This is a genomic window from Bifidobacterium sp. ESL0822 (assembly GCF_052606675.1).
The window spans coordinates 1,929,712-1,949,507 of the sequence record NZ_CP199596.1; the positions used below are offsets into that span (position 1 = coordinate 1,929,712).

15 protein-coding genes and 1 tRNA gene are annotated in these 19,796 nt (G+C 64.7%); 14 read left to right on the forward strand and 2 right to left on the reverse strand.

Features of this window, described 5'->3' with window-relative positions:
* Window positions 1-8: 8 nt before the first annotated feature.
* Window positions 9-638: a hypothetical protein gene (locus ACUIAF_RS07545; protein WP_033510829.1), complete on the reverse strand. Its 630-nt coding sequence runs from the start codon at window positions 636-638 to the stop codon at window positions 9-11.
* Between the two features lie 365 nt (window positions 639-1,003).
* Here ACUIAF_RS07545 and ACUIAF_RS07550 point away from each other — a divergent pair.
* The 8 genes from ACUIAF_RS07550 to ACUIAF_RS07585 all read left to right on the forward strand — a co-directional run bounded on the left by ACUIAF_RS07550 (window position 1,004) and on the right by ACUIAF_RS07585 (window position 10,847).
* Window positions 1,004-1,079: transfer RNA gene (locus ACUIAF_RS07550), tRNA-Arg, on the forward strand.
* A gap of 281 nt (window positions 1,080-1,360) precedes the next feature.
* Window positions 1,361-3,115, forward strand: a complete 1,755-nt coding sequence (spxB, locus tag ACUIAF_RS07555; protein ID WP_110425807.1) for a pyruvate oxidase — start codon at window positions 1,361-1,363, stop codon at window positions 3,113-3,115.
* A 103-nt stretch (window positions 3,116-3,218) separates the two neighbouring features.
* Complete coding sequence (locus tag ACUIAF_RS07560) at window positions 3,219-3,608, forward strand: Rid family detoxifying hydrolase (protein ID WP_198203241.1); 390 nt, start codon at window positions 3,219-3,221, stop codon at window positions 3,606-3,608.
* A 43-nt stretch (window positions 3,609-3,651) separates the two neighbouring features.
* The gene (argS, locus tag ACUIAF_RS07565) at window positions 3,652-5,409 is read left to right on the forward strand and encodes an arginine--tRNA ligase (protein ID WP_445338436.1); all 1,758 of its coding nucleotides are present in this window, start codon (window positions 3,652-3,654) and stop codon (window positions 5,407-5,409) included.
* A gap of 26 nt (window positions 5,410-5,435) precedes the next feature.
* The gene (locus tag ACUIAF_RS07570; protein ID WP_445338438.1) at window positions 5,436-7,007 is read left to right on the forward strand and encodes a diaminopimelate decarboxylase family protein; all 1,572 of its coding nucleotides are present in this window, start codon (window positions 5,436-5,438) and stop codon (window positions 7,005-7,007) included.
* A 108-nt stretch (window positions 7,008-7,115) separates the two neighbouring features.
* Window positions 7,116-8,456, forward strand: coding sequence for a homoserine dehydrogenase (locus ACUIAF_RS07575; protein ID WP_445338439.1), 1,341 nt, complete (start codon window positions 7,116-7,118; stop codon window positions 8,454-8,456).
* Window positions 8,456-9,508, forward strand: a complete 1,053-nt coding sequence (gene thrB / locus ACUIAF_RS07580; RefSeq protein ID WP_445338440.1) for a homoserine kinase — start codon at window positions 8,456-8,458, stop codon at window positions 9,506-9,508. The genes ACUIAF_RS07575 and thrB overlap by 1 nt, the downstream gene beginning before the upstream one ends.
* Window positions 9,498-10,847: a Maf family nucleotide pyrophosphatase gene (locus tag ACUIAF_RS07585; RefSeq protein WP_198203245.1), complete on the forward strand. Its 1,350-nt coding sequence runs from the start codon at window positions 9,498-9,500 to the stop codon at window positions 10,845-10,847. Before thrB ends, ACUIAF_RS07585 begins: the two co-directional genes overlap by 11 nt.
* Before the next feature lie 22 nt (window positions 10,848-10,869).
* On the opposite strand, the gene ACUIAF_RS07590 is transcribed toward ACUIAF_RS07585, so the two are convergent.
* A complete protein-coding gene (locus ACUIAF_RS07590) occupies window positions 10,870-11,814 on the reverse strand; it encodes an AEC family transporter (protein ID WP_015022461.1) in 945 nt (314 codons plus the stop codon).
* 213 nt (window positions 11,815-12,027) lie between these two features.
* Here ACUIAF_RS07590 and dapE point away from each other — a divergent pair, with 213 nt between their 5' ends.
* From dapE to proB, 6 genes are all read left to right on the forward strand, one after another.
* On the forward strand, window positions 12,028-13,188 hold the full coding sequence (gene dapE / locus ACUIAF_RS07595; RefSeq protein ID WP_227028629.1) for a succinyl-diaminopimelate desuccinylase: 1,161 nt from the start codon (window positions 12,028-12,030) through the stop codon (window positions 13,186-13,188).
* 179 nt (window positions 13,189-13,367) lie between these two features.
* On the forward strand, window positions 13,368-16,094 hold the full coding sequence (locus ACUIAF_RS07600; protein ID WP_445338441.1) for an Rne/Rng family ribonuclease: 2,727 nt from the start codon (window positions 13,368-13,370) through the stop codon (window positions 16,092-16,094).
* A gap of 155 nt (window positions 16,095-16,249) precedes the next feature.
* Complete coding sequence (rplU, locus tag ACUIAF_RS07605; protein ID WP_015022458.1) at window positions 16,250-16,558, forward strand: 50S ribosomal protein L21; 309 nt, start codon at window positions 16,250-16,252, stop codon at window positions 16,556-16,558.
* Window positions 16,559-16,590: 32 nt separating this feature from the next.
* Window positions 16,591-16,842, forward strand: a complete 252-nt coding sequence (gene rpmA / locus ACUIAF_RS07610) for a 50S ribosomal protein L27 (RefSeq protein ID WP_445338443.1) — start codon at window positions 16,591-16,593, stop codon at window positions 16,840-16,842.
* 130 nt (window positions 16,843-16,972) lie between these two features.
* Window positions 16,973-18,652 (forward strand): GTPase ObgE, encoded by a 1,680-nt coding sequence (gene obgE / locus ACUIAF_RS07615; RefSeq protein WP_198203247.1) that lies wholly within the window; start codon window positions 16,973-16,975, stop codon window positions 18,650-18,652.
* The gene (gene proB / locus ACUIAF_RS07620) at window positions 18,649-19,791 is read left to right on the forward strand and encodes a glutamate 5-kinase (RefSeq protein WP_445338445.1); all 1,143 of its coding nucleotides are present in this window, start codon (window positions 18,649-18,651) and stop codon (window positions 19,789-19,791) included. The genes obgE and proB overlap by 4 nt, the downstream gene beginning before the upstream one ends.
* The last annotated feature ends 5 nt before the right edge of the window (window positions 19,792-19,796 follow it).

Genomic DNA, 19,796 nt, shown 5'->3' on the forward strand with positions numbered 1-19,796 from the left:
TAGCCTGATCAGGATTCTCGGTTCCCGTCGAAGTTGGTAAGGAAGCGTGGTCCGCTGGCCTTTAGCTCCCGGTCGAAATCAGCCGCCCAGTTGCCGAAGGGGTGGTCAGCCAGTCCGTCGTTGGAGAACCGCGGGTCGTCGGTGATTTCCGTGGCGCAAAAATCAGGGATGGTCAGGTCGGTCACCGGCCCGGTCCGCTCCACCTCGGCCACCACCAGGGGGGCGTTCCCATCCCCGAAGACATCCAGGTTCCACCAATCCTCATCCAGCCAGACCCCATACCGGTTCTTGACGATGGGAATGCCGCCCCGCAGGATCAGCTCCAGGGCGATTCCCGGATCGATGGCCCGTTCAGCCTCGTAGCGGGTGCCGCCGACGGAGGGCCCCTTGGCCGTCATTGAGGCAGCGTCGAAGTGGTCGCCTTCCTCAAGCAGGGTGTGGAGGGCATCGGTCCGGGCCGTCATGGGCACCACCGGATCCACCTGGCCCTGCAGACGCACACGAAGAGCGAAGTTGTCCTCATGCACGTAGTAGCTCTGCACAATCAGGGTCGGTCGGCTCTCCCCGAGCAGCTCCCGGGGAAGGTCCCGGCAGAAGAATCTGCGCTCGAACTCGAAATCGTCCTCGTCTTCATTCACGCCCATGCATCCCATGGTACGGTAGGCCGGGCGCGGCCACCATCTGCTGTTCATGACCCATTCGGGTTGTCCAGGTATGTGAAGGCCGCTTGTGATGGCTGGGTGAAGGAACTACAGTGGAGTCTATCCCGAGAGAAGATCATCCGGGAATGTTGGCGGCTTCGCGCCACCGCATGAGGATGCAATGGCGCAACCGGGGCGGTGGCACGAAGCCTTGCCATCACGATACCCACGAAACGCCTGAAATCCTGGGGTAACACGCCGATGTCGGCATGAGCTTAACCGACACGTGAAGACGCGCATGGGTGCGAAACTGTGCAAAATGTCCTAGTATGGTCTCTGTTGTCCACTGGAAAGTGGTTGTCGGGTTCGTAGCTCAGCGGATAGAGCGTCTGTCTCCGGAACAGAAGGTCGAGGGTTCGAATCCCTTCGAGCCCACCAGGATACAATCCCTGCAGCAGGGAGAGCGCAGGAATTTTTCTTTAGACGATGTTGTCTGTCACAATGACCGAGATTGCGGCATCTACTGGATGACGTAAGCGCACTCCTGGCGTCACGATATGTGTGGTGAATCACTAAGCTTTTGAGGAACATGGCCCTCGGCCCGCTTGTGTCTTCGTTTCCAGGTGCCATAGTGAAAGGGTAAGACCGAACGTCGGGAAGGATCGACGCTTCCGCGTTGTGGCGGAGGCTCCTTTCCGCGGCGAAGCAAAGGAGTTCACATGGCCAATCGAATCAATGCAGGGGATGCTGTCCTTCACGTCCTGGAGCAGTGGGGGGTGCCGCGCATCTATGGCCTGCCCGGCGGTTCCTTCGACTCCATGATGAACGCCATCCACAATGAGCGCGAGCGCATCGATTTCATCCAGGTTCGTCATGAGGAGGCCGGAGCCCTGGCAGCCGCCGGCGAGGCCAAGCTGACCGGCCGGATCGGTGTCTGCTTCGGATCGTCGGGTCCCGGTGCCGTCCACCTGCTCAACGGCCTCTATGATGCCCGTGAGGACGGCGTACCGGTGCTGGCTCTGGTGGGTGAGGTGCCCCAGGCCTTTATGAACATGGACTTCTTCCAGGCCATGGACGAGGTGCCTATCTTTACCGATGTGGCCGTATTCGCCCGGGCCGCCACCAACGCCCAAGGTCTGCCGGCCCTGGTGGACGAGGCCATACGCCGCGCCTATGCCAGCCACGGGGTCTCCGTGGTCATCATCCCCAAGGATCTGGCCTGGGCCGAGATCGACGACCGCCCGGTGGCATCTGCGCCTAACTTCCGCAAGCCGGAGCCGCTGAAGCCTGCGGCCGACCAGGTCAGCAAGGCGGTTGAGATCATTCAGTCCGCCAAGGCGCCGCTGCTCTACTTCGGCCAGGGCGCTGCCGGGGCCCGCGATGAACTGGTCGCCATGTCCGAGCGTTTCAAGATGCCCATGGTTTCCACATTCCCGGCCAAGGGGATCGTGGAGGACACCTATCCTGCCTACCTGCAGTCGGCCGGCCGTGTGGCCACCAAGACCGCCACGGAGGCCATCTACACCTCGGATCTGACGGTCTGGGTGGGTTCGGACAACCCCTTCGGGTCCATGTTCGTCACTCCCAACACCAAGGTCATCCAGATCGACCTGAACCCGGTCAAGCTGGGCAAGCGCTTCCAGGCCAACGTGGTCCTTGCCATCCAGGCCGACGCCCGCGAGGCCCTCAAGGCAATAACCGCCGCCGGCCAGGACCAGGAGGAGTCCGTCTTCTACCGGGCCTGCCTGCGCAGCAAGGAGAACTGGGACCAGTGGCTGGCCTCCTTCAACGAAGACACCCGCACGCCCTTGAGGCCCGAGCCCGTCTACCACATCATCGATCAGCAGCTTGAGGACAATGACATTGTCATCCCCGACGTGGGCAATGTGGACATCGACTTCCTGCGTCTGCTGCATCTGAAGCCCACCAACCGCTGGACAGTCTCCGGCAAGCACGCCACCATGGGCTACGCCGTGCCGGCCGCCTTGGCCGCCAAGCTGGAGCATCCGGAATCGACCGTCTACTCCCTGAGCGGCGACGGCGGATTCGCCATGCTCGGCGAGGAGGTGCTGGCCCAGCTCAAGTATCATGCCCCGGTCATCAATGTGGTCTTCTCCAATCAGTCCTTGGGCTACATCGAGGCCGAGCAGCGCGACGACAGCCATCAGCCCCTGAGCGGAGTGGACCTGCCCGACACCGACTGGGCCAAGGTCGGCGAGGGCATGGGCGCCCTGGGCTTCACCGTGCGCACGGTGGCCGATGCCCGTCATGCCTTCTCAGAGGCTCGCAAGGCCGACAGGTCCTCGGTCATTGACATCAAGCTGACAGGAGCCAGCCCTCTGGATACCCGCTACATGCGGTTCCCGGAGACCTGCTCGGATCCGGACCAGGTCGAGAAATTCGTCAAGACCTACGAGGCCGGCGACCTGCGCTCCCTGGCCTACTGGATGGGTCAGGAGGCTCGCAAGGGCTGAGACTGGTACCGCTTCTGCTGGGCGGGCACTCCTATAGTGGACGGTGTCCGCCCGGGGCTTCGGCCCGGCATGGGTGCGGCGGACCTGTAGAAAGGACGGACTCATGGAAGATGGACCGGAAGAGATCGGCACGCCATATGCACCCCAGGCCTTGGGAGCCTATAGTCAGGCTGTGAAGGCCGGGGGCTTTGTTTTTGTCTCCGGACAGTTGGGCATTGACCCGGAGACCGGCGAGCTGGTGGAGGGCACTGCGGCCGACCAGGCCACCCAGGCCCTGAAGAACGTCAAGAACATCCTGGATGCAGCCGGTAGCGGCATGGAAAAGGTGGTCAAGGCCACCATCCTTATGCGGCGGGTGGAGGATTTCACCCAGGTGGACCAGGCCTACTCCCAGGTTTTCATCGGTTCGGTGCGGCCGGCCCGCGTGGCTTTCGGCGGCGCGGACATCCCCAAGGGGGCCCTGGTCGAGATCGAGGTCGTGGCTCTGGCCTGAGACAGGCCGGATACTGGTCCCCGCCGTCGCTAGACTTGAGGGCATGAGTCCTGAAGCACTTGCCCGTATCATCTCTTCGACCGCCGTCCAGATGGCCCAGTCAGGCCGCCTGGGAAGTCTGGAGCCCGACATGGTTCCTGACGCCGACCATCTGGCGGTCATGCGCCCCAAGGACCGCTCCCACGGGGACTGGTCCACCAACATCGCCATGCAGCTGGCCAAGAAGGCTGGCATGAGGCCTGTCGAACTGGGGCAGGCCTTGGCTGAAGACCTGCGAGAGGCAGACGGGATCGCCCAGGTGGATGTGGCCGGGCCTGGCTTCATCAACATAACCTTGGATTCGGCCTCGGCGGCCGCTGTGGTCGATGCGGTCCTGGAGGCGGGATCCGCCTTCGGAAGCAACGATCACCTGAGCGGGCGCACGCTCAATCTGGAATTCGTCTCGGCCAACCCCACGGGTCCCATCCACATCGGCGGCACACGGTGGGCGGCTGTGGGCGATTCCATGGCCCGCGTCCTGGAGGCAAACGGTGCCAAGGTGGTCAGGGAATACTACTTCAACGATCACGGCACGCAGATCGACCGCTTCTCCCGATCGTTGGTGGCGGCGGCCCATGGCGAGCCCGTGCCCGCCGACGGCTACAAGGGCTCCTACATTGATGAGATTGCCTCCCGGGTGGTCAAGGAGGCTGCAGGTGAAGGGCAGGACATCCTGGCCATGCCCAGGGTGCGCGACGAGGACGGCGCCGAGGGTGACAGCCCCCAGCGCGAGGCCTTCCGCACTCGGGCTGTGCCCATGATGTTCGCGGAGATCCAGCAGTCCATGCGTGACTTCCGGGTCAACTTCGATGTCTGGTTCCACGAGAATAGCCTGTATGAGTCCGGCCAGGTGGACCGGGCCATTGACGAGCTGAGGGCCAAGGGCGACATCTTCGAGAAGGATGGGGCTACCTGGTTCCGCTCCACCACCTACGGCGACGACAAGGATCGGGTGATCATCAAGTCCGACGGCCACGCAGCCTATGTGGCCGCCGACATCGCCTACTATCTGAACAAGCGGCGCAGGCCCAATGATCCCTGCGACGAGGCCATCTACATGCTGGGTGCCGACCATCACGGCTACATCGGCCGGATGATGGCCATCTGCGCGGCCTTCGGGGACACTCCCGGAGTGAACATGCAGATTCTGATCGGCCAGATGGTCAACGTCATCAAGGACGGCCAGGCCGTGCGCATGAGCAAGCGGGCAGGCAACGTGGTCACCATCGACGATCTGGTGGATGCCGTGGGCGTGGATGCCGCCCGGTATTCCCTGGCCCGCACCGACTACAACCAGAGTGTTGACATCGACCTGGACCTGCTGGCCTCGCATACCAACGACAACCCCGTCTACTACGTGCAGTACGCGCACGCCCGCTCCAAAAACGTGGATCGGAACGCGGCCCAGGCGGGCATCGACCGCTCAGGGGCCGATCTGTCCCTGTTGGACACTGCCGCCGACAACGAAGTTCTGGGCGTCCTGGCCCTCTATCCCAATGTGGTTCAGACTGCCGGCGATCAGAAGGCCCCCCACCGGGTGGCCCACTACCTGGAACAGCTGGCCGGGGTCTATCACCGCTGGTACAACCTGGAGCGCGTGGTGCCCATGGAGCCGACCGGCCGGACGGATCTGGACCAGGACGAGGACAGGAATCCACAGCCGGCTCGGGCGGCGGCGCGTCTGCGGCTCAATGACGCCGTGCAGCAGGTCATCGCCAACGGTCTGGAGCTGCTGGGCGTCCAGGCCCCGGACCGTATGTAAGCCTGAAGGTCGCCGGGAGGTCGTTGATGGAAACAGGGATGTGCGGGCTGGGGTCCGATGGGTTCTGGCCCGGGGCTATGCAGCGGGATCACCAGGGCATGATGATCATGCATGGATGCTCCATGGGGGATCTGGCCAAGCGTTATGGCACCCCTTTGTATCTGATGGACACCGCGATGATGGCGGAACGGGCCTCGGCCTTCCGTCAGGCGGCCCTGCAAGACCTGGGCGGTGCGACAACCAGGGTCAGCTACGCCGGTAAGGCCTTCCTCAGCAAGGAGACCGTGCGGATCATGCTGCGCCAGGGGCTGGATATCGACACCTGTTCCCTGGGCGAGATGCTGATTGCCCGGGCCGCCGGTGCCCCCGGCCGCCGTCTGGTCCTGCACGGCAACAACAAGTCCGACCAGGAGATCGAACTGGCTGTGAGGGAGGGCTACAGGGCCATCGTCATCGATGCGCCTGACGAGCCGGCCCGTATCGCCGCTGCTGCAAGGGCACAAGGGCGTCGTGCCAGGGTCATGCTCCGGGTGACCGTGGGCGTGCACGCCGGCGGCCACGAGTACATCTCCACGGCACATGAGGATCAGAAGTTCGGCATCCCCCTGCTGCCCCAGGGCACCGACGTGGGCCTGCTGGACCTTGGGCCTGAGCCTGGAACCTCAGAGCAGGCCGGGGCAGCGGCTTCGGCGGCCACAAAGGGTGACATCTCCTCGGCTTTTGGCGATTCCCTGGTCTCACCGTCCTCCTCGGCCCTTTATTCGGCTGCCAACGGGCCCGCTGAGCAGGCTGATCCCGCCCGGATCAAAGCCATGTCCGCTCTGGCCGACGGCCCGGCCATTGCCCTGCTCAAGGAGATTCGTTCCTACGAGAAGGAACTGGAACTGGTAGGCATCCATACCCATATCGGCTCTCAGATCCATGACTCTTCGGCCTTCATCGAGGCCGCCCGGCGCATGATGCTGCTGCGGCATACCTTCTGGGCCACCGACGGATACCTGATGCCTGAGGTTGATCTGGGGGGCGGCTTCTCCGTGCCCTACACTCCAGATGAGGATCGGATGGACCTGGACGAGACCTTGACCAGCCTGGGGGCTGACATGGCCGCCATCAACCGCCGCTTGGGCATGCCCATGCCGGTCATCGCCTTCGAGCCCGGCCGCTGGATCGTGGCCCCATGCGGCATGAGCCTGTACCGGGTGGGCACCGTCAAGCCCGTCCCCCTGTCTGACGGAAGCGTGCGCACCTACGTTTCAGTTGACGGCGGCATGAGCGACAACATCCGTCCGGCCCTTTACGGAGCTGAATACACGGCTGTTCTGGCCGACCGACATGGCAGCGCGGACCGGATCCAGGCCCGTGTGGTGGGCAAGCACTGTGAATCGGGGGATATCCTGGTGCAGGATGTGCCTCTGCCTGCGGACATTCGCCGGGGTGACCTGCTCCTTGTGCCGGTGACGGGTGCCTACGGGCGGACCATGGCCAGCAACTACAACCAGGCTCTGATCCCTCCTGTGGTGGGTCTGGACCAGTCCGGTGCCCAGCTGATGCTACGGCGGCAGACCATGGATGATCTGCTGGCCCTGGACCAGGGATGAGCCTCGCCCTCGGATGGAACCAGCCGCTGGGGGTAGGGGTGTCGGATTGGCTTTCTAAGATGGAGCAACACCCGGTGACAGGCCCCGTTGGGGCGGATGGAGGACCATATGCCTGAACGCATGCAGCAACAGGAGGCCGTCAGGCCCATCCGCGTAGCACTTCTGGGGGCCGGGACCGTGGGCTCCCAGACTGCCCGCCTCCTGGTGGAGCAGAGCCGGGATTTGGCCAGTCGAGTGGGCCGTCCCATGGAGCTGGTAGGTATCGCCGTCCTCCACCCTGACCAGGTCAAGGCTGATTGGATTGATTCCTCCCTGCTGACCACAGACTCAGACGGTCTGGTCACCCGGGCGGACATCGTCATCGAACTGATCGGCGGCATCGAGCCGGCCCGCACCCTGCTGCTCAAGGCCATCGAGTCCGGTGCCAGCGTGGTCACCGCCAACAAGGCCCTTCTGGCCCAGCATGGCCCTGAGCTCTACCGGGCCGCCGAAGAGCGTGGAGTCGACATCTACTTCGAGGCGGCCGTGGGCGGGGCCATCCCCATCGTGCGGCCCCTACGCGAATCTCTGGTGGGCGACGGCATCACCAGCCTGGTGGGCATTGTCAACGGGACCACCAACTACATTCTGGATGAGATGACCACCAAGGGTCTTCAATTCGACCAGGCCCTGCGCGACGCCCAGGCCAAGGGCTTCGCTGAGGCGGATCCCACCGCCGATGTGGACGGGCTGGATGCAGCCGCCAAGGCCGCCATCATGGCCACACTGGCCTTCCACACCGATGTGCGTCTGGATGATGTCCCCGTGGAGGGCATCCGCGCCATCACCGCCGACGATATCGCGGCCGCACAGACCGAGCACCGGGTCATAAAGCTTCTGGCCGTTGCTGAACGTGGCGAGCAGGGCATCTCCGCCCGGGTCTACCCGGCGCTGATCCCCGACAGCCACCCCCTGGCCTCGGTCCATGGCAGCTTCAACGCGGTCTTCGTCACCGCCAAGGCCGCCGACGACCTCATGTTCTACGGTCGGGGTGCCGGCGGAGCGCCCACAGCGTCGGCCGTTGTGGGGGACGTAGTCACCGAGGCCCGCCACATCGTCCAGCATGGCATGGGTCCGGTGATTCCCATGTACGCCAACATTCCCATGGCTCCGCTGGATGCATCTCGGGCTGCCTTTGCCGTCCGTTTCCTGATTCACGACAAGCCTGGCGTGTTGACGGCCATCGCCCAGGTCTTCTCCGAGGCGGGCATCTCCATTAACGGAGTCAACCAGGACATCAAGCCCACCCTGCATGACCCGGGCTACAGCGGTGAGATTCAGCAGCTGCGCGTGGTCACCCACCTGTGCGACGAGGTGACCCTGCGACAGGTAGTCAAGCGGATCTCCACCTTCGATTCGGTCACCGGGCAGGCCTCCATCCTGCGCGTCTTCGATCGGCAGGCCCAATGATGACGTCTGCCACAGAGAGTCCGTCCACCGTGCGGGTGCGTGTGCCGGCCACCAGCGCCAACCTGGGTTCGGGGTTCGATGCGGTCGGCCTGGCACTGGACTACCACGACGAGATCGTCTTCACCCGTTCCGTGGACCCCGGCGACACCACCGCCTATGTGGTCATCAAAGGGGAGGGGGAGCGGACCCTGCCCCGAGACGAGACCCACTTGGTCGTCTCCGCCTTCCGACGTGCCTGCCAGGTCTTTGGTCTGCCAAAGTTCGGCTTCATCATGCGCGCCGTCAATCGTATTCCCCAGGCAAGGGGGTTGGGATCCAGCGCTGAGGCCATCGTGGCCGGGATTGCGGCGGCTGCGGCCTTCGCCCACGCCGGCCCTCTGCGCCGTGATGCCGTCTTCGCGCTGGCCGCCCAGATCGAGGGACATCCCGACAATGTGGCGCCTGCAGTCTATGGGGGACTGACCGTCTCCTATGATCTGGCCACTGGCGAAGGGGTGGGTTCCCTGCCCATAGCCGGGGGCGCACCCCTGGAGGGCGGTTACCATACCCTGCGCTACAAGGTGGATCCGGCCATCAAAGCCACAGTCTTCGTCCCTGGTGCTCATCTGTCCACACAGAAGGCCCGACAGGCCCTGCCCAACCGGGTGCCTTACGCGGATGCCGTTCATAACCTCTCGCGGGCTGCCCTGATTCCCGGCGCTCTGAACCCCGGCTCACTGGATGACCTGGGGACCGAGGCCGTCGGGCAGGCTGCCAGGGCCAACGCCCTGCTCTTCGTAGCCACCCAGGATCGGCTCCATCAGCCATACCGGGCCGGGCTCATGCCCTCATCGACCAAGCTCCTGCAGCTCCTGCGCCGTCAGGGTTACGCGGCGGCCGTCTCAGGGGCTGGACCGTGCATTATCGTCCTGCACTACGGGGATGCTGAAAATCAGCTGCGGACCCTTGCCAAGGACTATCTGGATTCCGGTCGCTGGCGGATTCTGCCCCTGGATGTGGACTGCCAGGGGGTTCAGGTGGAACGGGACCAGGAAGGCAATCGTGAACACTGAAGACAGGCATATCCCGCTCATCCTGGCCTCATCCTCCCCCTCCAGGCGTCGGCTTCTGGTCCAGGCAGGCATTGACCCCATCATTCGACCTTCAAAGGTGGATGAGCCAGCAGTCCTGGCTGAACAGGCCGGAAAATCAGGTCGTCACCTGGATGACCTGGATGCGTGCGAACGGGTCGGTGTCTTGGCTGAGGCCAAGGCCTCGGCTGTCCAAGCGACAATGGATGCCGTCAAGGATGCCGAAAGGCGCTCGCGGGGCGAACTGGTCACGTTCAGGCCTCTGAACCAGAGCGATTCCGGTGCATCCTCCCGGAATCCCATGAGCCAGGTCCTTGGGGCCTGGGGCGGGATGATAGATGCCGAGCGCGGACCCCTCCTGCTGGGATGTGATTCGCTATTCAGTATGGACGGGGTCGTCATGGGCAAGCCTCACAAGCCGGAGCGTGCTCTGGAGCGGCTTATGGCCATGCGTGGCCGAACCGGCACCCTGGTCACCGGCCACTGCCTGATCGATTTGGCCACCGGACATCGGGCCCGGGCGGTCAGCAGTGCTCAAGTGATCTTCGGAGACTACGACCGGGCCACCATGCAGGCCTATGTAGCCACCGGCGAACCCTTGGAGGTGGCCGGATCCTTCACCTTGGAGGGGTTGGGCAGCGCTTTCATTCAGGGCGTCGAAGGCGACCCCAGCGGGGTGATGGGATTGAGCATGCCCGCCCTGCGCGCCCTGGCCCAGGAGCTGGGTGTCTCCTGGTCTGACCTTTGGGCCGAACGGGTCATGCCCGAGCGTCAGCCGGCCGACGGATCGACGCATGGTCCTGAAGGACTGGCCGCCCCCGCGGAGAACGTCCATCAGCCTGGCGACGGATGGGTGGACTGCGCCTGCGGCAAGCGGCACTGGGGGCTCAATGGGGCTGCCGGTGTCTTGCTGGCCCGGCGTGATGTCCGCAGCGGCGCGCCGGTCAGTGTGCTTCTGCAGCATCGGGCACGTTGGAGCGCTGAGGGCGGCACCTGGGGTGTGCCGGGCGGTGCCATCTCCGACGGGGAGAACCCCCTGGAGGGCGGTCTGCGCGAGAGTTATGAGGAGGCCAACATCCGCCCGGAGGACATTCAGGTGGTGGGGTCCTACCTGGAGGACCATGGTCCCTGGGGTTACACGACCATCCTGGCCTTCGAGCGTCCCGGCCACCATGTCGACCCCCGCATGAATGACGACGAGAGCATTGCCCTGGAATGGGTGGACCTGGACAAGGTCTCGGGCCTACCTCTTCTGAAGGCTTTCGGACAGGACTGGCCGCACTTCCGGCAACGCTTGGAGACCCTGGCGGCCGAAGGCTGAGCGGGAAGCCTGTTCGGGCGTATCAGCTCAGCAGCAAGGCGACCAGGGCGATGATCACGGGCGAGCTGATCGTGCTCAGCAGGATGGCGTCCCTGGCGAAAGTGGTTCCCACCCCGTAGCGGGCTGCGTAGTTGTAGACGTTCTGGCCGGTGGGCAGGGCCGCCAGAACCACGCACCCGTACAGCTCCGCCCCGCTGAAGCCCATCATGAACCGGGCCAGCAGGTAGGCGATTATGGGCATGACCAGATTCTTCAGAATGACCGCGCAGAGGGTGGCCCGGCGGTCCGTCCCCCGGCCCATGGGCCGTGAACCCCGCAGGGACATGCCGAAGGCCATGAGGATCATGGGCACTGCCGACTGCCCGATCATGTCGATGGGCTTGTAGACGAAGTCGGGGATGACGAAATGGCCGGCCTGGGCGCTGATGGCCGAGATCACTATGCCGCCCAGGGAGCCGATGAGGATGGGCTGCTTCAGAGGCTGTTTGAGGATGGTCTTGACTGAGAGCCTGCCGCTGGTGGTCGCGTCCAGAACGGTCAGCCCGATAGGGGTGAACAGGGCCTGTTGCATGACCAGGATGGGCGCCACCAATGTGGGATTGCCCAGAATATAGGTGGCGACAGGCAGCCCGATGTTGTTGGAGTTCAGATACAGGGCGTCAAGAGCGCCGATGGTGGCTTCGGCGGCCGGCAGGTGGAAGCTGGTTGCGTTAAGGGCCACGAAGAGCAGACCCACGGCCGCCGCCGACAGGAAGGCCACGATGATGCTGGGGTGGAAGATGACCGACAGCTTCTGCTTGGAGAGGATGGCGAACATCAGGCAGGGCGTTGATACAAAGAAAGAGTATTTGTTGAGCACCAGCTGGGCCGTGGGACCGCCTACGTGGAAGCGTGCGGCCACATAGCCCACGGCGATGACCACGCCGATGATGAAGAACCCTTCCATGGCACTGAGCAGTCCAGGCACTCCGGCATCCTCCTCGTCTCGCATGGTGGACGGCGGCTTTCCAGGCGGAGTGCCACCGCTTCCGTCGTCCCCATTGTGCCACCCGGACCTCATGCTTGCGGCTGTAGTTCCATCCGCGCTCCCTCGGCCCGCTAGCATGGCACTATGGCCAAGAACACACAGACGGATATTAATCTTCTTTCCGGCGTCCGGGGGACTGAACCTGCCCAGGACATGGCAAGGATACTGGAGGCCATGACCGCCCTGCCCTCGGTCAGCGGCCAGGAGGGCGCCCTGGCTGATGCCGTCCAGAGGGCCCTGTCCTCACGGGCCGACCTCTTGGTCCGACGGCTGGGCGACACGGTCGTGGCCTCCACCCGGCTGGGCCGTCCCCATCGCATCGTCCTTGCCGGGCATCTGGACACCGTGCCCGTGGATGGGAACATGCCTCCGCGCTGGCTGGAGCCCGGCGACCCGGACATTCGGGCCGACCTGTCCGCCGCCCACCCCGGATCCCGGGTGCTCTACGGCAGGGGCACCGCCGATATGAAGGCTTCGGATACCGTCTTTCTCCACCTGGCGCTCACCCTTCGGGAGCCGGTCTATGACCTGACCTTCGTCTTCTATGACCATGAGGAGGTCCAGGCCGATCTGAACGGGCTGGGTCGGGTGGTGGCTGCCCACCCTGACTGGGTTCAGGGGGATTTCGCCATCATCGGCGAGCCCACGGACTGCGCCATCGAAGCCGGTTGCAATGGAACCATGCGTTTTGACCTGATCACCCACGGCACGACGGCCCACTCTGCCCGGGCCTGGATGGGCAGCAACGCCATCCACGCTGCCGCGCCCATTCTGGACCGGCTGGAGCAGTACCGTCCGGCCACGGTGCGGGTGGATGGTCTGGACTACCGGGAGGGGCTCAACGCCACCATGATCGAGGGCGGCCTGGGCACTAACGTCATCCCCGACCGCTGCCGGGTGCATGTCAACTACCGGTTCGCCCCCGACAAGAGCCTGGCCCAGGCCAAGGAGCTCATGATGGGTCAGGGGACAGGTGCAGAGCTGGGCAATGGCGAGCATATGGCCTGCGGCGGGGTCTTCCAGGGATTCTCGGTGCGCATGTGCGACGAATCGCCCGCAGCCAGTCCGGGTCTGGACTCGCCTTGGGCCCGTTCGCTGGCGGATCTGGTCGCTCGGACCACGGGCCAACAGCCTCGCGCCAAGCTTGGGTGGACCGATGTGGCGCGGTTTTCAGCCCTTGGCCTACCGGCCGTCAACCTGGGCGCAGGGAACCCCCTGCTGGCCCACAAGGCCGACGAACAGGTGCCCCTGGATGACCTGGTCCGGCTGGAAGCAATACTGGTCGAGTGGCTCAATGGACCTGACGGCCGCTGATCTGTGCCATACTAGAGGACGGTGGTTCTGCCTGACCACTTGCAGCGTAGGCGTTGATCCCCCCGTATGGAGACCCAGTGATTCGTACGGGCGTCGGTGTCCGCCTGCGTCAGGAAGACTTTTTGCCAAGGCGTTTCGATCAGGCGCACGCAGGTGCGCGGCTGCAGTGAGAGTGCAGCGTGAGGACGGATCGGAACCGTGAGAGCGGCACGAGGCGGCGTGCCGCAAGGAGCATTGTGCCCGAAAAAACGAATAATGAGGATACCCAGGATAATAGGTCAGCCAGTGGGAATGGGCAGGAGCGGCAGGTCCAGGAGACCGCCGGTTCCGGTACCCGTCGCCGTGCTGGACGGCGTGTGGTCAGGGTGGCCGGCGCAGCTGGTGCCGACGTGCCCGTGAAAGTCGAGGCCGAGAAGCGCAAGACCTCCCGCAGGGCCAAGGAGGAGGACGATGAGTCCGAGCCCTCCTCCACCCGTCGCCGTCGCACCCGCAAGTCCAAGGAGGATCAGACGGCCGATCAGAGCGTGCAGGACCACTCCGGCCAGGATGCCCAAGATGATGGGAGCGAGTCCAAGCCAACCAGGACGACCACTCGTCGTCGCACCAGAACTGCTACCCGTCGACGCACCGAGGAGCATGCCCAGGAGGGCGAACCTGATCAAGACCGTCAGGAGCGTGCCCTTGAGGCTGTGGAGGCTCTGACCTCAGGCCGCAGCCAGAGGACCGGCCGGAAGGCCCAGGAGCAGGATGAGCGTCCACGCGCATCCCGTCCCCGTCCTATGACATCCCTGCTCTTCCAGGAGCCGGTCATACCCGCCTCACGGCCTGAGCAGGATGAGCGCCAGGAACGGGATGATGAGGATGAGGAAGTCGAGCAATCGTCCAAGACCTCCCGTCGCGGCAGGTCCAGGAACGCTTCGGAGGGCGGCTCGCGCCGTTCCCGCAGGCTCAACGCCGAGGAGCGCAGGGCCGCCGACGAGGTGGAACGCATCGAGGAGGATCTGGATCACGAGGGTATCACCTTCGTGGTCGACGATGATCAGGAGCAGGACGAGGATCAGCAGGAATCCGGCACCCGCACCCGTCGCCGTCGCCGTGCCAAGAGCGATGATGAGGACACTGAGAAGACCGTTTCCACTCGTCGTCGCCGTCGCGGGCACGAGCAGGAGAAAGACAAGGATGACGAGGACGAGGCCCCGCTGACCCGTCGCCGTCGCCGTCGCAGGGGCTCCAAGTCCGCTGAGGGCGAGCCAGAGGAGTCCAGCACCCGCCGTTCACGCAAGCAGCAGTATATTGACGAGATCACCGACGTGGAGGGCTCCACCCGCCTGGAGGCCAAGAAGCAGCGCCGACGGGACAACCGCCGCGAGCGCTCCCGCCAGTCCCAGCTGGTCGAGCAGGACTTCCTTGCCCGCCGCGAAAACGTCAACCGTCTGATGGTGGTGCGCGAGAAGGAGCACCACACCCAGATCTCGGTCATCGAGGACGACATCCTGGTCGAGCACTACGTCTCCGACATCCAGGAGGTCTCCACTGTCGGCAACATCTACCTGGGCCGGGTCCAGAACGTCCTTCCCAGCATGGAGGCCGCCTTCGTGGACATAGGCCAGGCCCGCAACGGCGTGCTCTACGCCGGCGAGGTCAACTGGGACTCCACCCGTCTGGAGGGCCAGCCCCGCCGGATCGAACTGGCCTTCAAATCCGGCGATCCCGTGCTGGTCCAGGTCACCAAGGATCCCATCGGCCACAAGGGCGCCCGCCTGACCTCGCAGGTCACGCTGGCCGGCCGTTTCCTGGTCCTGGTCCCCTCGGGCGGCATGACCGGCGTCAGCCGTAAGCTGCCCGACCGCGAGCGTTCCCGCCTCAAGAGCATCGTCTCCAGGGTGGCTCCCAAGGACATGGGGGTCATCATCCGCACCGCGGCCGAGGGGGCCAGCGAGCAGGCCCTGACCAAGGACCTGGAGAACCTGCAGCGTCAGTGGAGCAAGATCGAGGACAAGCGCAAGGAGTTCCTGCACGGCAAGCGTCCCAAGCTTCTGCAGGGCGAGCCGGACGTGGCCATCCGCGTGGTCCGCGACATCTTCAACGACGACTTCGCCAAGCTGGTGGTCCAGGGCGAGGGGGTCTACGAGAGGGTCCGCAACTACCTGGAGACCATGGCCCCCGACCTGGAGGAGAAGCTTGAGCATTGGGATCCGGCCGAGCACCAGGGCAAGGATGTCTTCGACCGTTGGAGCATCGACAGCCAGCTGCGCAAGGGCATGGAGCGTCAGGTCTACCTGCCATCCGGCGGCTCCCTGGTCATCGACCGCACCGAGGCCATGACCACCATCGATGTGAACACCGGCCGCTTCATAGGCAAGGGCAAGTCCCTGGAGGAGACGGTGACCCGTTGCAACCTGGAGGCCTCCGAGGAGATCGCCCGGCAGTTGCGTCTGCGCGACATCGGCGGCATGATCATGATTGACTATGTGGATATGGTCATGCCGGCCAACCGCGACCTGGTCCTGCGCCGTCTGGTGGAGTGCCTGGCCCGGGATCGCACCAAGCATCAGGTGGCCGAGGTCACCTCCCTGGGTCTGGTCCAGATGACCCGCAAGCGGGTGGGCCAGGGGCTGGTCGAGGCCTTCTCCGAGGAGTGCCCCACCTGCCATGGCCGAGGCTTCATCCTCCACGACAAGCCGACCATCTCCGCCTCCTATGCCGACCCCTATGCGGTCAAGGGCGGCGACCCCTTCGTCAAGACCAACAAGCATGGTCATGGCTCCTCTGCCAAGGAGACCCTGTCCACCGGCTCGACGCCTGCAGTCAAGGCCAAGCTGGCGAGGATCGCTGCGGCGGCCCAGGCGGCATCGGATGAGGATGAAGCCCAGGCTGAGACGGCGGATGTCGCCAAGGAGTCATAAACTGAATTTTGTTTTGTCGGCGGGGCAGGCACATTTGACGACGCGGTGTGTTTGCTTCTATACTGGTTAGCTGGTGTCTGGACGGGTTCGTCAATTGCATGGCGAGACCCGGATGCCGGGCGCATACAGCTTTGGACAACAGGCAAGGTAGGGCTATGTACGCGATTGTGAAGGCCGGAGGCCATCAGGAGAAGGTCGAGGTCGGTGACCAGATCACGGTCAACCGTCTGGCTGCCAGGAAGGGCGAGTCGGTCGAGTTTCCGGTCGCGCTGGTCGTCGATGGATCCAAGGTGACCATGGCCGCCAAGGATCTGGCCAAGATCTCCGTCAAGGGCGAGGTCGTGGACGACGAGGCCAAGGGCCCCAAGATCAACATCCAGAAGTTCAAGAACAAGACCGGCGTGGCGCGCCGCAAGGGCCACCGCCAGAAGCAGACCGTGGTCAGGATCACGGCCATCGCCTGAGGGCCTAGGTCGAGGTAGGAAAGGAACCAGACATGGCACATAAGAAGGGCGCGTCCAGCTCACGCAACGGGCGCGATTCGAATGCACAGTACCTGGGCGTCAAGAAGTTCGGCGGCGAGGCTGTAGTGGCCGGCAACATCATCGTTCGCCAGCGTGGCAGCAAGTTCCATCCCGGCCAGAACGTCGGCCTGGGCAAGGACCACACCCTCTTCGCCCTGACGGACGGAACAGTTCGGTTCGCCAACCGGCGTGACCGCAAGGTCGTTGACGTGCTTACAGCCTGATTGCCCTTTATCGGCATCGGCCAAAGGCCATCCCTGTTCATGGGGTGGCCTTTTTCGATATGTATGGAGATGCCGGGCATTCAGCTCTCAGGGGCCGCATGTCAGGCCGGATTGAGTACCATGGGCCCCTATGAGCGCATTTGTGGATCAGGTCACCGTCCATGTCAAGGGTGGCGACGGCGGCAATGGGGCTTCCTCCATCCGCCGCGAGAAGTACAAGCCCCTGGCCGGGCCCGATGGGGGCGATGGTGGCCAGGGCGGTTCGGTCATTCTTCAGGCCGATGCCAACGCCACCAGCCTGCTGGACTACCGCTTCCTGCCACACCGCCAGGCCGAATCAGGCACTATGGGTCTGGGCGGCGACAAGGATGGCAGCCGTGGCCGGGATCTGATCTTGCCGGTGCCTGTGGGCACTGTGGTCTTTACCGCCAAGGGGGGTCAAGGCGAGCGCAAACAGCCGGGCGAGCGTCTGGCCGACCTGGCTCATGTGGGGGACCGGTTCGTGGCGGCCCAGGGAGGCGTGGGCGGCCTGGGCAACCGCTCCCTGGCCACCAAGGCCAGGCGGGCTCCCGGCTTCGCACTGCTGGGGGACCCCGGGCAGGAGCGCGACCTGGTACTGGAGCTCAAATCCATCGCCGACGTGGCCCTGGTGGGTTTTCCCAGCTCTGGCAAGTCCAGCCTGGTGGCGGCCATGAGCGCGGCCCGGCCCAAGATCGCCGACTATCCATTTACCACCCTGGTGCCCAACCTGGGCGTGGTCCAGGCAGGGGAGAGCCGCTTCACCATGGCCGACGTGCCAGGGCTGATTCCGGGGGCCTCCCAGGGCAAGGGCCTGGGGCTGGAGTTCCTGAGACACATCGAGCGCACTGAGATCATCGCCCATGTCATCGACTGCGCAACCTTGGAGCCAGATCGTGACCCCATGAGCGACTATCAAGCCCTGGAAGAGGAGCTTTCCCGCTATGCCGACCGCCTGGAGCTTCCGCTGGGGGTCATCCCTATGGCCGAGCGGCCCAGGGTGATCATCCTCAACAAGGCTGACCTGCCGGAGGCTCGCGAGCTGGCTGAATTCGTCAGGCCCGACTTTGAGGCTCTGGGCCTCAAGGTCTTTGTGGTCTCCACAGCCTCGCATCAGGGACTCAAGGAGCTGGGCTATTACCTTGCCGGTCTGGTGGACCGCCTGCGCAGGCAGTTGCATGAGCAGCAGGAGGCCAGCCAGGAGGAGCGCGTGGTCATCCGCCCCCTGGAGCGGCGGCGCAGGAATGGGGACCAGTCCGCCGACTTCACTCTTGAGCGGCATCAGACCCGTTCCGGACAGACCTGGTTCAGGGTCTGCGGAGCCAAGCCCGAGCGCTGGGTGCGTCAGACCAACTTTGACAACGAGGAGGCCGTGGGCTATCTGGCCGACTGCCTGGCCAGGATGGGTGTGGAGGATGCCCTGCGCAAGGCCGGAGCCAGGCCAGGTGACGAGGTCCGCATCGGTCCTGGCGACGATGCGGTGGCCTTCGACTGGGATCCGAGCGTGGCGGCCGGTGCCGAAATGCTGGACGGCACCCCCCAGGTGGCCCGGGGCCGTGACCTGCGTCTGGAGGAGAGCCAGGGGCTCAACCGCCGCCGCACCAACAGCGAACGCCGCCGCCGGTACCACCAGATGATGGACGCCCGGCAGGCGGTGCGTCAGGTCATGGAGCAGGAGCGGCGCCAGGGGCACTGGGCCGACCCCTCCGTGGATGACGATCCCCACGACAGGCAGGGCCTGCTGGGGCGCGGGGATACGGATCCGGCCAGTTCGGAGGAGGCCGGGCAATGACCGGTCGGGAGGAATCCGACGAGGCTGAGGTTCGCTCCCGGGTGGCCCAGGCCCGCACCATGGTGGTCAAGGTGGGCACCAGTTCTTTGACTGATTCCCATGGGCGCCTGGACCAGGATCGCCTTCGCTCGCTGGTGGGTGCCCTGGCCTCGGCGGCTGTGGATGGCGCCCGTCTGGTACTGGTCACCTCCGGGGCCATAGCTGCCGGCTTCGGCACACTGGGTTTTGACCAACGTCCTGATGACGTGGCCACCCAGCAGGCAACGGCCTCAGTGGGCCAGGGTCTGCTCATGGCCCAGTACGAGGCTGCCTTCGCCCGCTATGCTCTGCGTGTTGGCCAGATCCTGATCACCGCCCGTGACACCACCCATGCCGTCCAGTACCGCAACGCCCGGCGCACCCTCTGCCGTCTGTTGGATCTGGGGGTCATCCCCATCGTCAATGAGAACGATGCCCTGGCCAGCAACGAGATCCGCTTCGGCGACAACGACCACCTTTCGGCACTGATCGCCAACATCGTCAGCGCCGATGCCCTGGTCCTGCTGACTGACGTGGATGCCCTCTACACCGAGCCCCCGTCCCGCCCAGGGGCGCGCAGGATCGGCTTTGTGCCCGATGTGGCGGCCATCATGGACCAGGTGGATGCCCAAGGGTCCGTCTCCGGGCTGGGAACCGGGGGCATGGCCACCAAGCTGGAGGCGGCGCGGATTGCTGCGGCCTCCGGCATGCCCGTGGTCCTGGCCCGTGCCGATCTCGCCGGCCCTGCCCTGGCCGGCGACCAGGTGGGCACCCTCTTCGCCCCCATCCGTCCACGAGGCTCCTCGCACCGGCTCTGGATCAAGTTCGCCTCCCGTCCCCGGGGCGGCTATCTGGTGGATCAGGGGGCTGTCAAGGCTTTGCGCGGCGGTCGTGCCAGCCTGCTGGCAGCTGGTGCCAAATCGGTCCAGGGTGAGTTCTCGGCCGGGGATCCGGTCTGGATTCACGATGAGTCTGGCCACCAGGTGGCCAAGGGCCTGTCCGGCTATGACTCCGAGGAGGCCCAGGACATGCTGGGCCTAAACACCAAGGAACTCCGCCGCCGACTGGGTGCCCACTATGCCCACCCGCTGGTGCATCGGGACTCTCTGGTCCTGGTCTGAACACA

Bases quoted from the DNA above. Each gene is read 5' to 3' on its own strand.
- spxB (WP_110425807.1), top strand. From the start codon at position 1,361: ATGGCCAATCGAATCAATGCAGGGGATGCTGTCCTTCACGTCCTGGAG.
- rpmA (WP_445338443.1), top strand. From the start codon at position 16,591: ATGGCACATAAGAAGGGCGCGTCCAGCTCACGCAACGGGCGCGATTCG.
- rplU (WP_015022458.1), top strand. From the start codon at position 16,250: ATGTACGCGATTGTGAAGGCCGGAGGCCATCAGGAGAAGGTCGAGGTC.
- ACUIAF_RS07570 (WP_445338438.1), top strand. From the start codon at position 5,436: ATGGAAACAGGGATGTGCGGGCTGGGGTCCGATGGGTTCTGGCCCGGG.
- thrB (WP_445338440.1), top strand. From the start codon at position 8,456: ATGACGTCTGCCACAGAGAGTCCGTCCACCGTGCGGGTGCGTGTGCCG.
- argS (WP_445338436.1), top strand. From the start codon at position 3,652: ATGAGTCCTGAAGCACTTGCCCGTATCATCTCTTCGACCGCCGTCCAG.
- ACUIAF_RS07575 (WP_445338439.1), top strand. From the start codon at position 7,116: ATGCCTGAACGCATGCAGCAACAGGAGGCCGTCAGGCCCATCCGCGTA.
- proB (WP_445338445.1), top strand. From the start codon at position 18,649: ATGACCGGTCGGGAGGAATCCGACGAGGCTGAGGTTCGCTCCCGGGTG.
- obgE (WP_198203247.1), top strand. From the start codon at position 16,973: ATGAGCGCATTTGTGGATCAGGTCACCGTCCATGTCAAGGGTGGCGAC.
- ACUIAF_RS07560 (WP_198203241.1), top strand. From the start codon at position 3,219: ATGGAAGATGGACCGGAAGAGATCGGCACGCCATATGCACCCCAGGCC.
- dapE (WP_227028629.1), top strand. From the start codon at position 12,028: ATGGCAAGGATACTGGAGGCCATGACCGCCCTGCCCTCGGTCAGCGGC.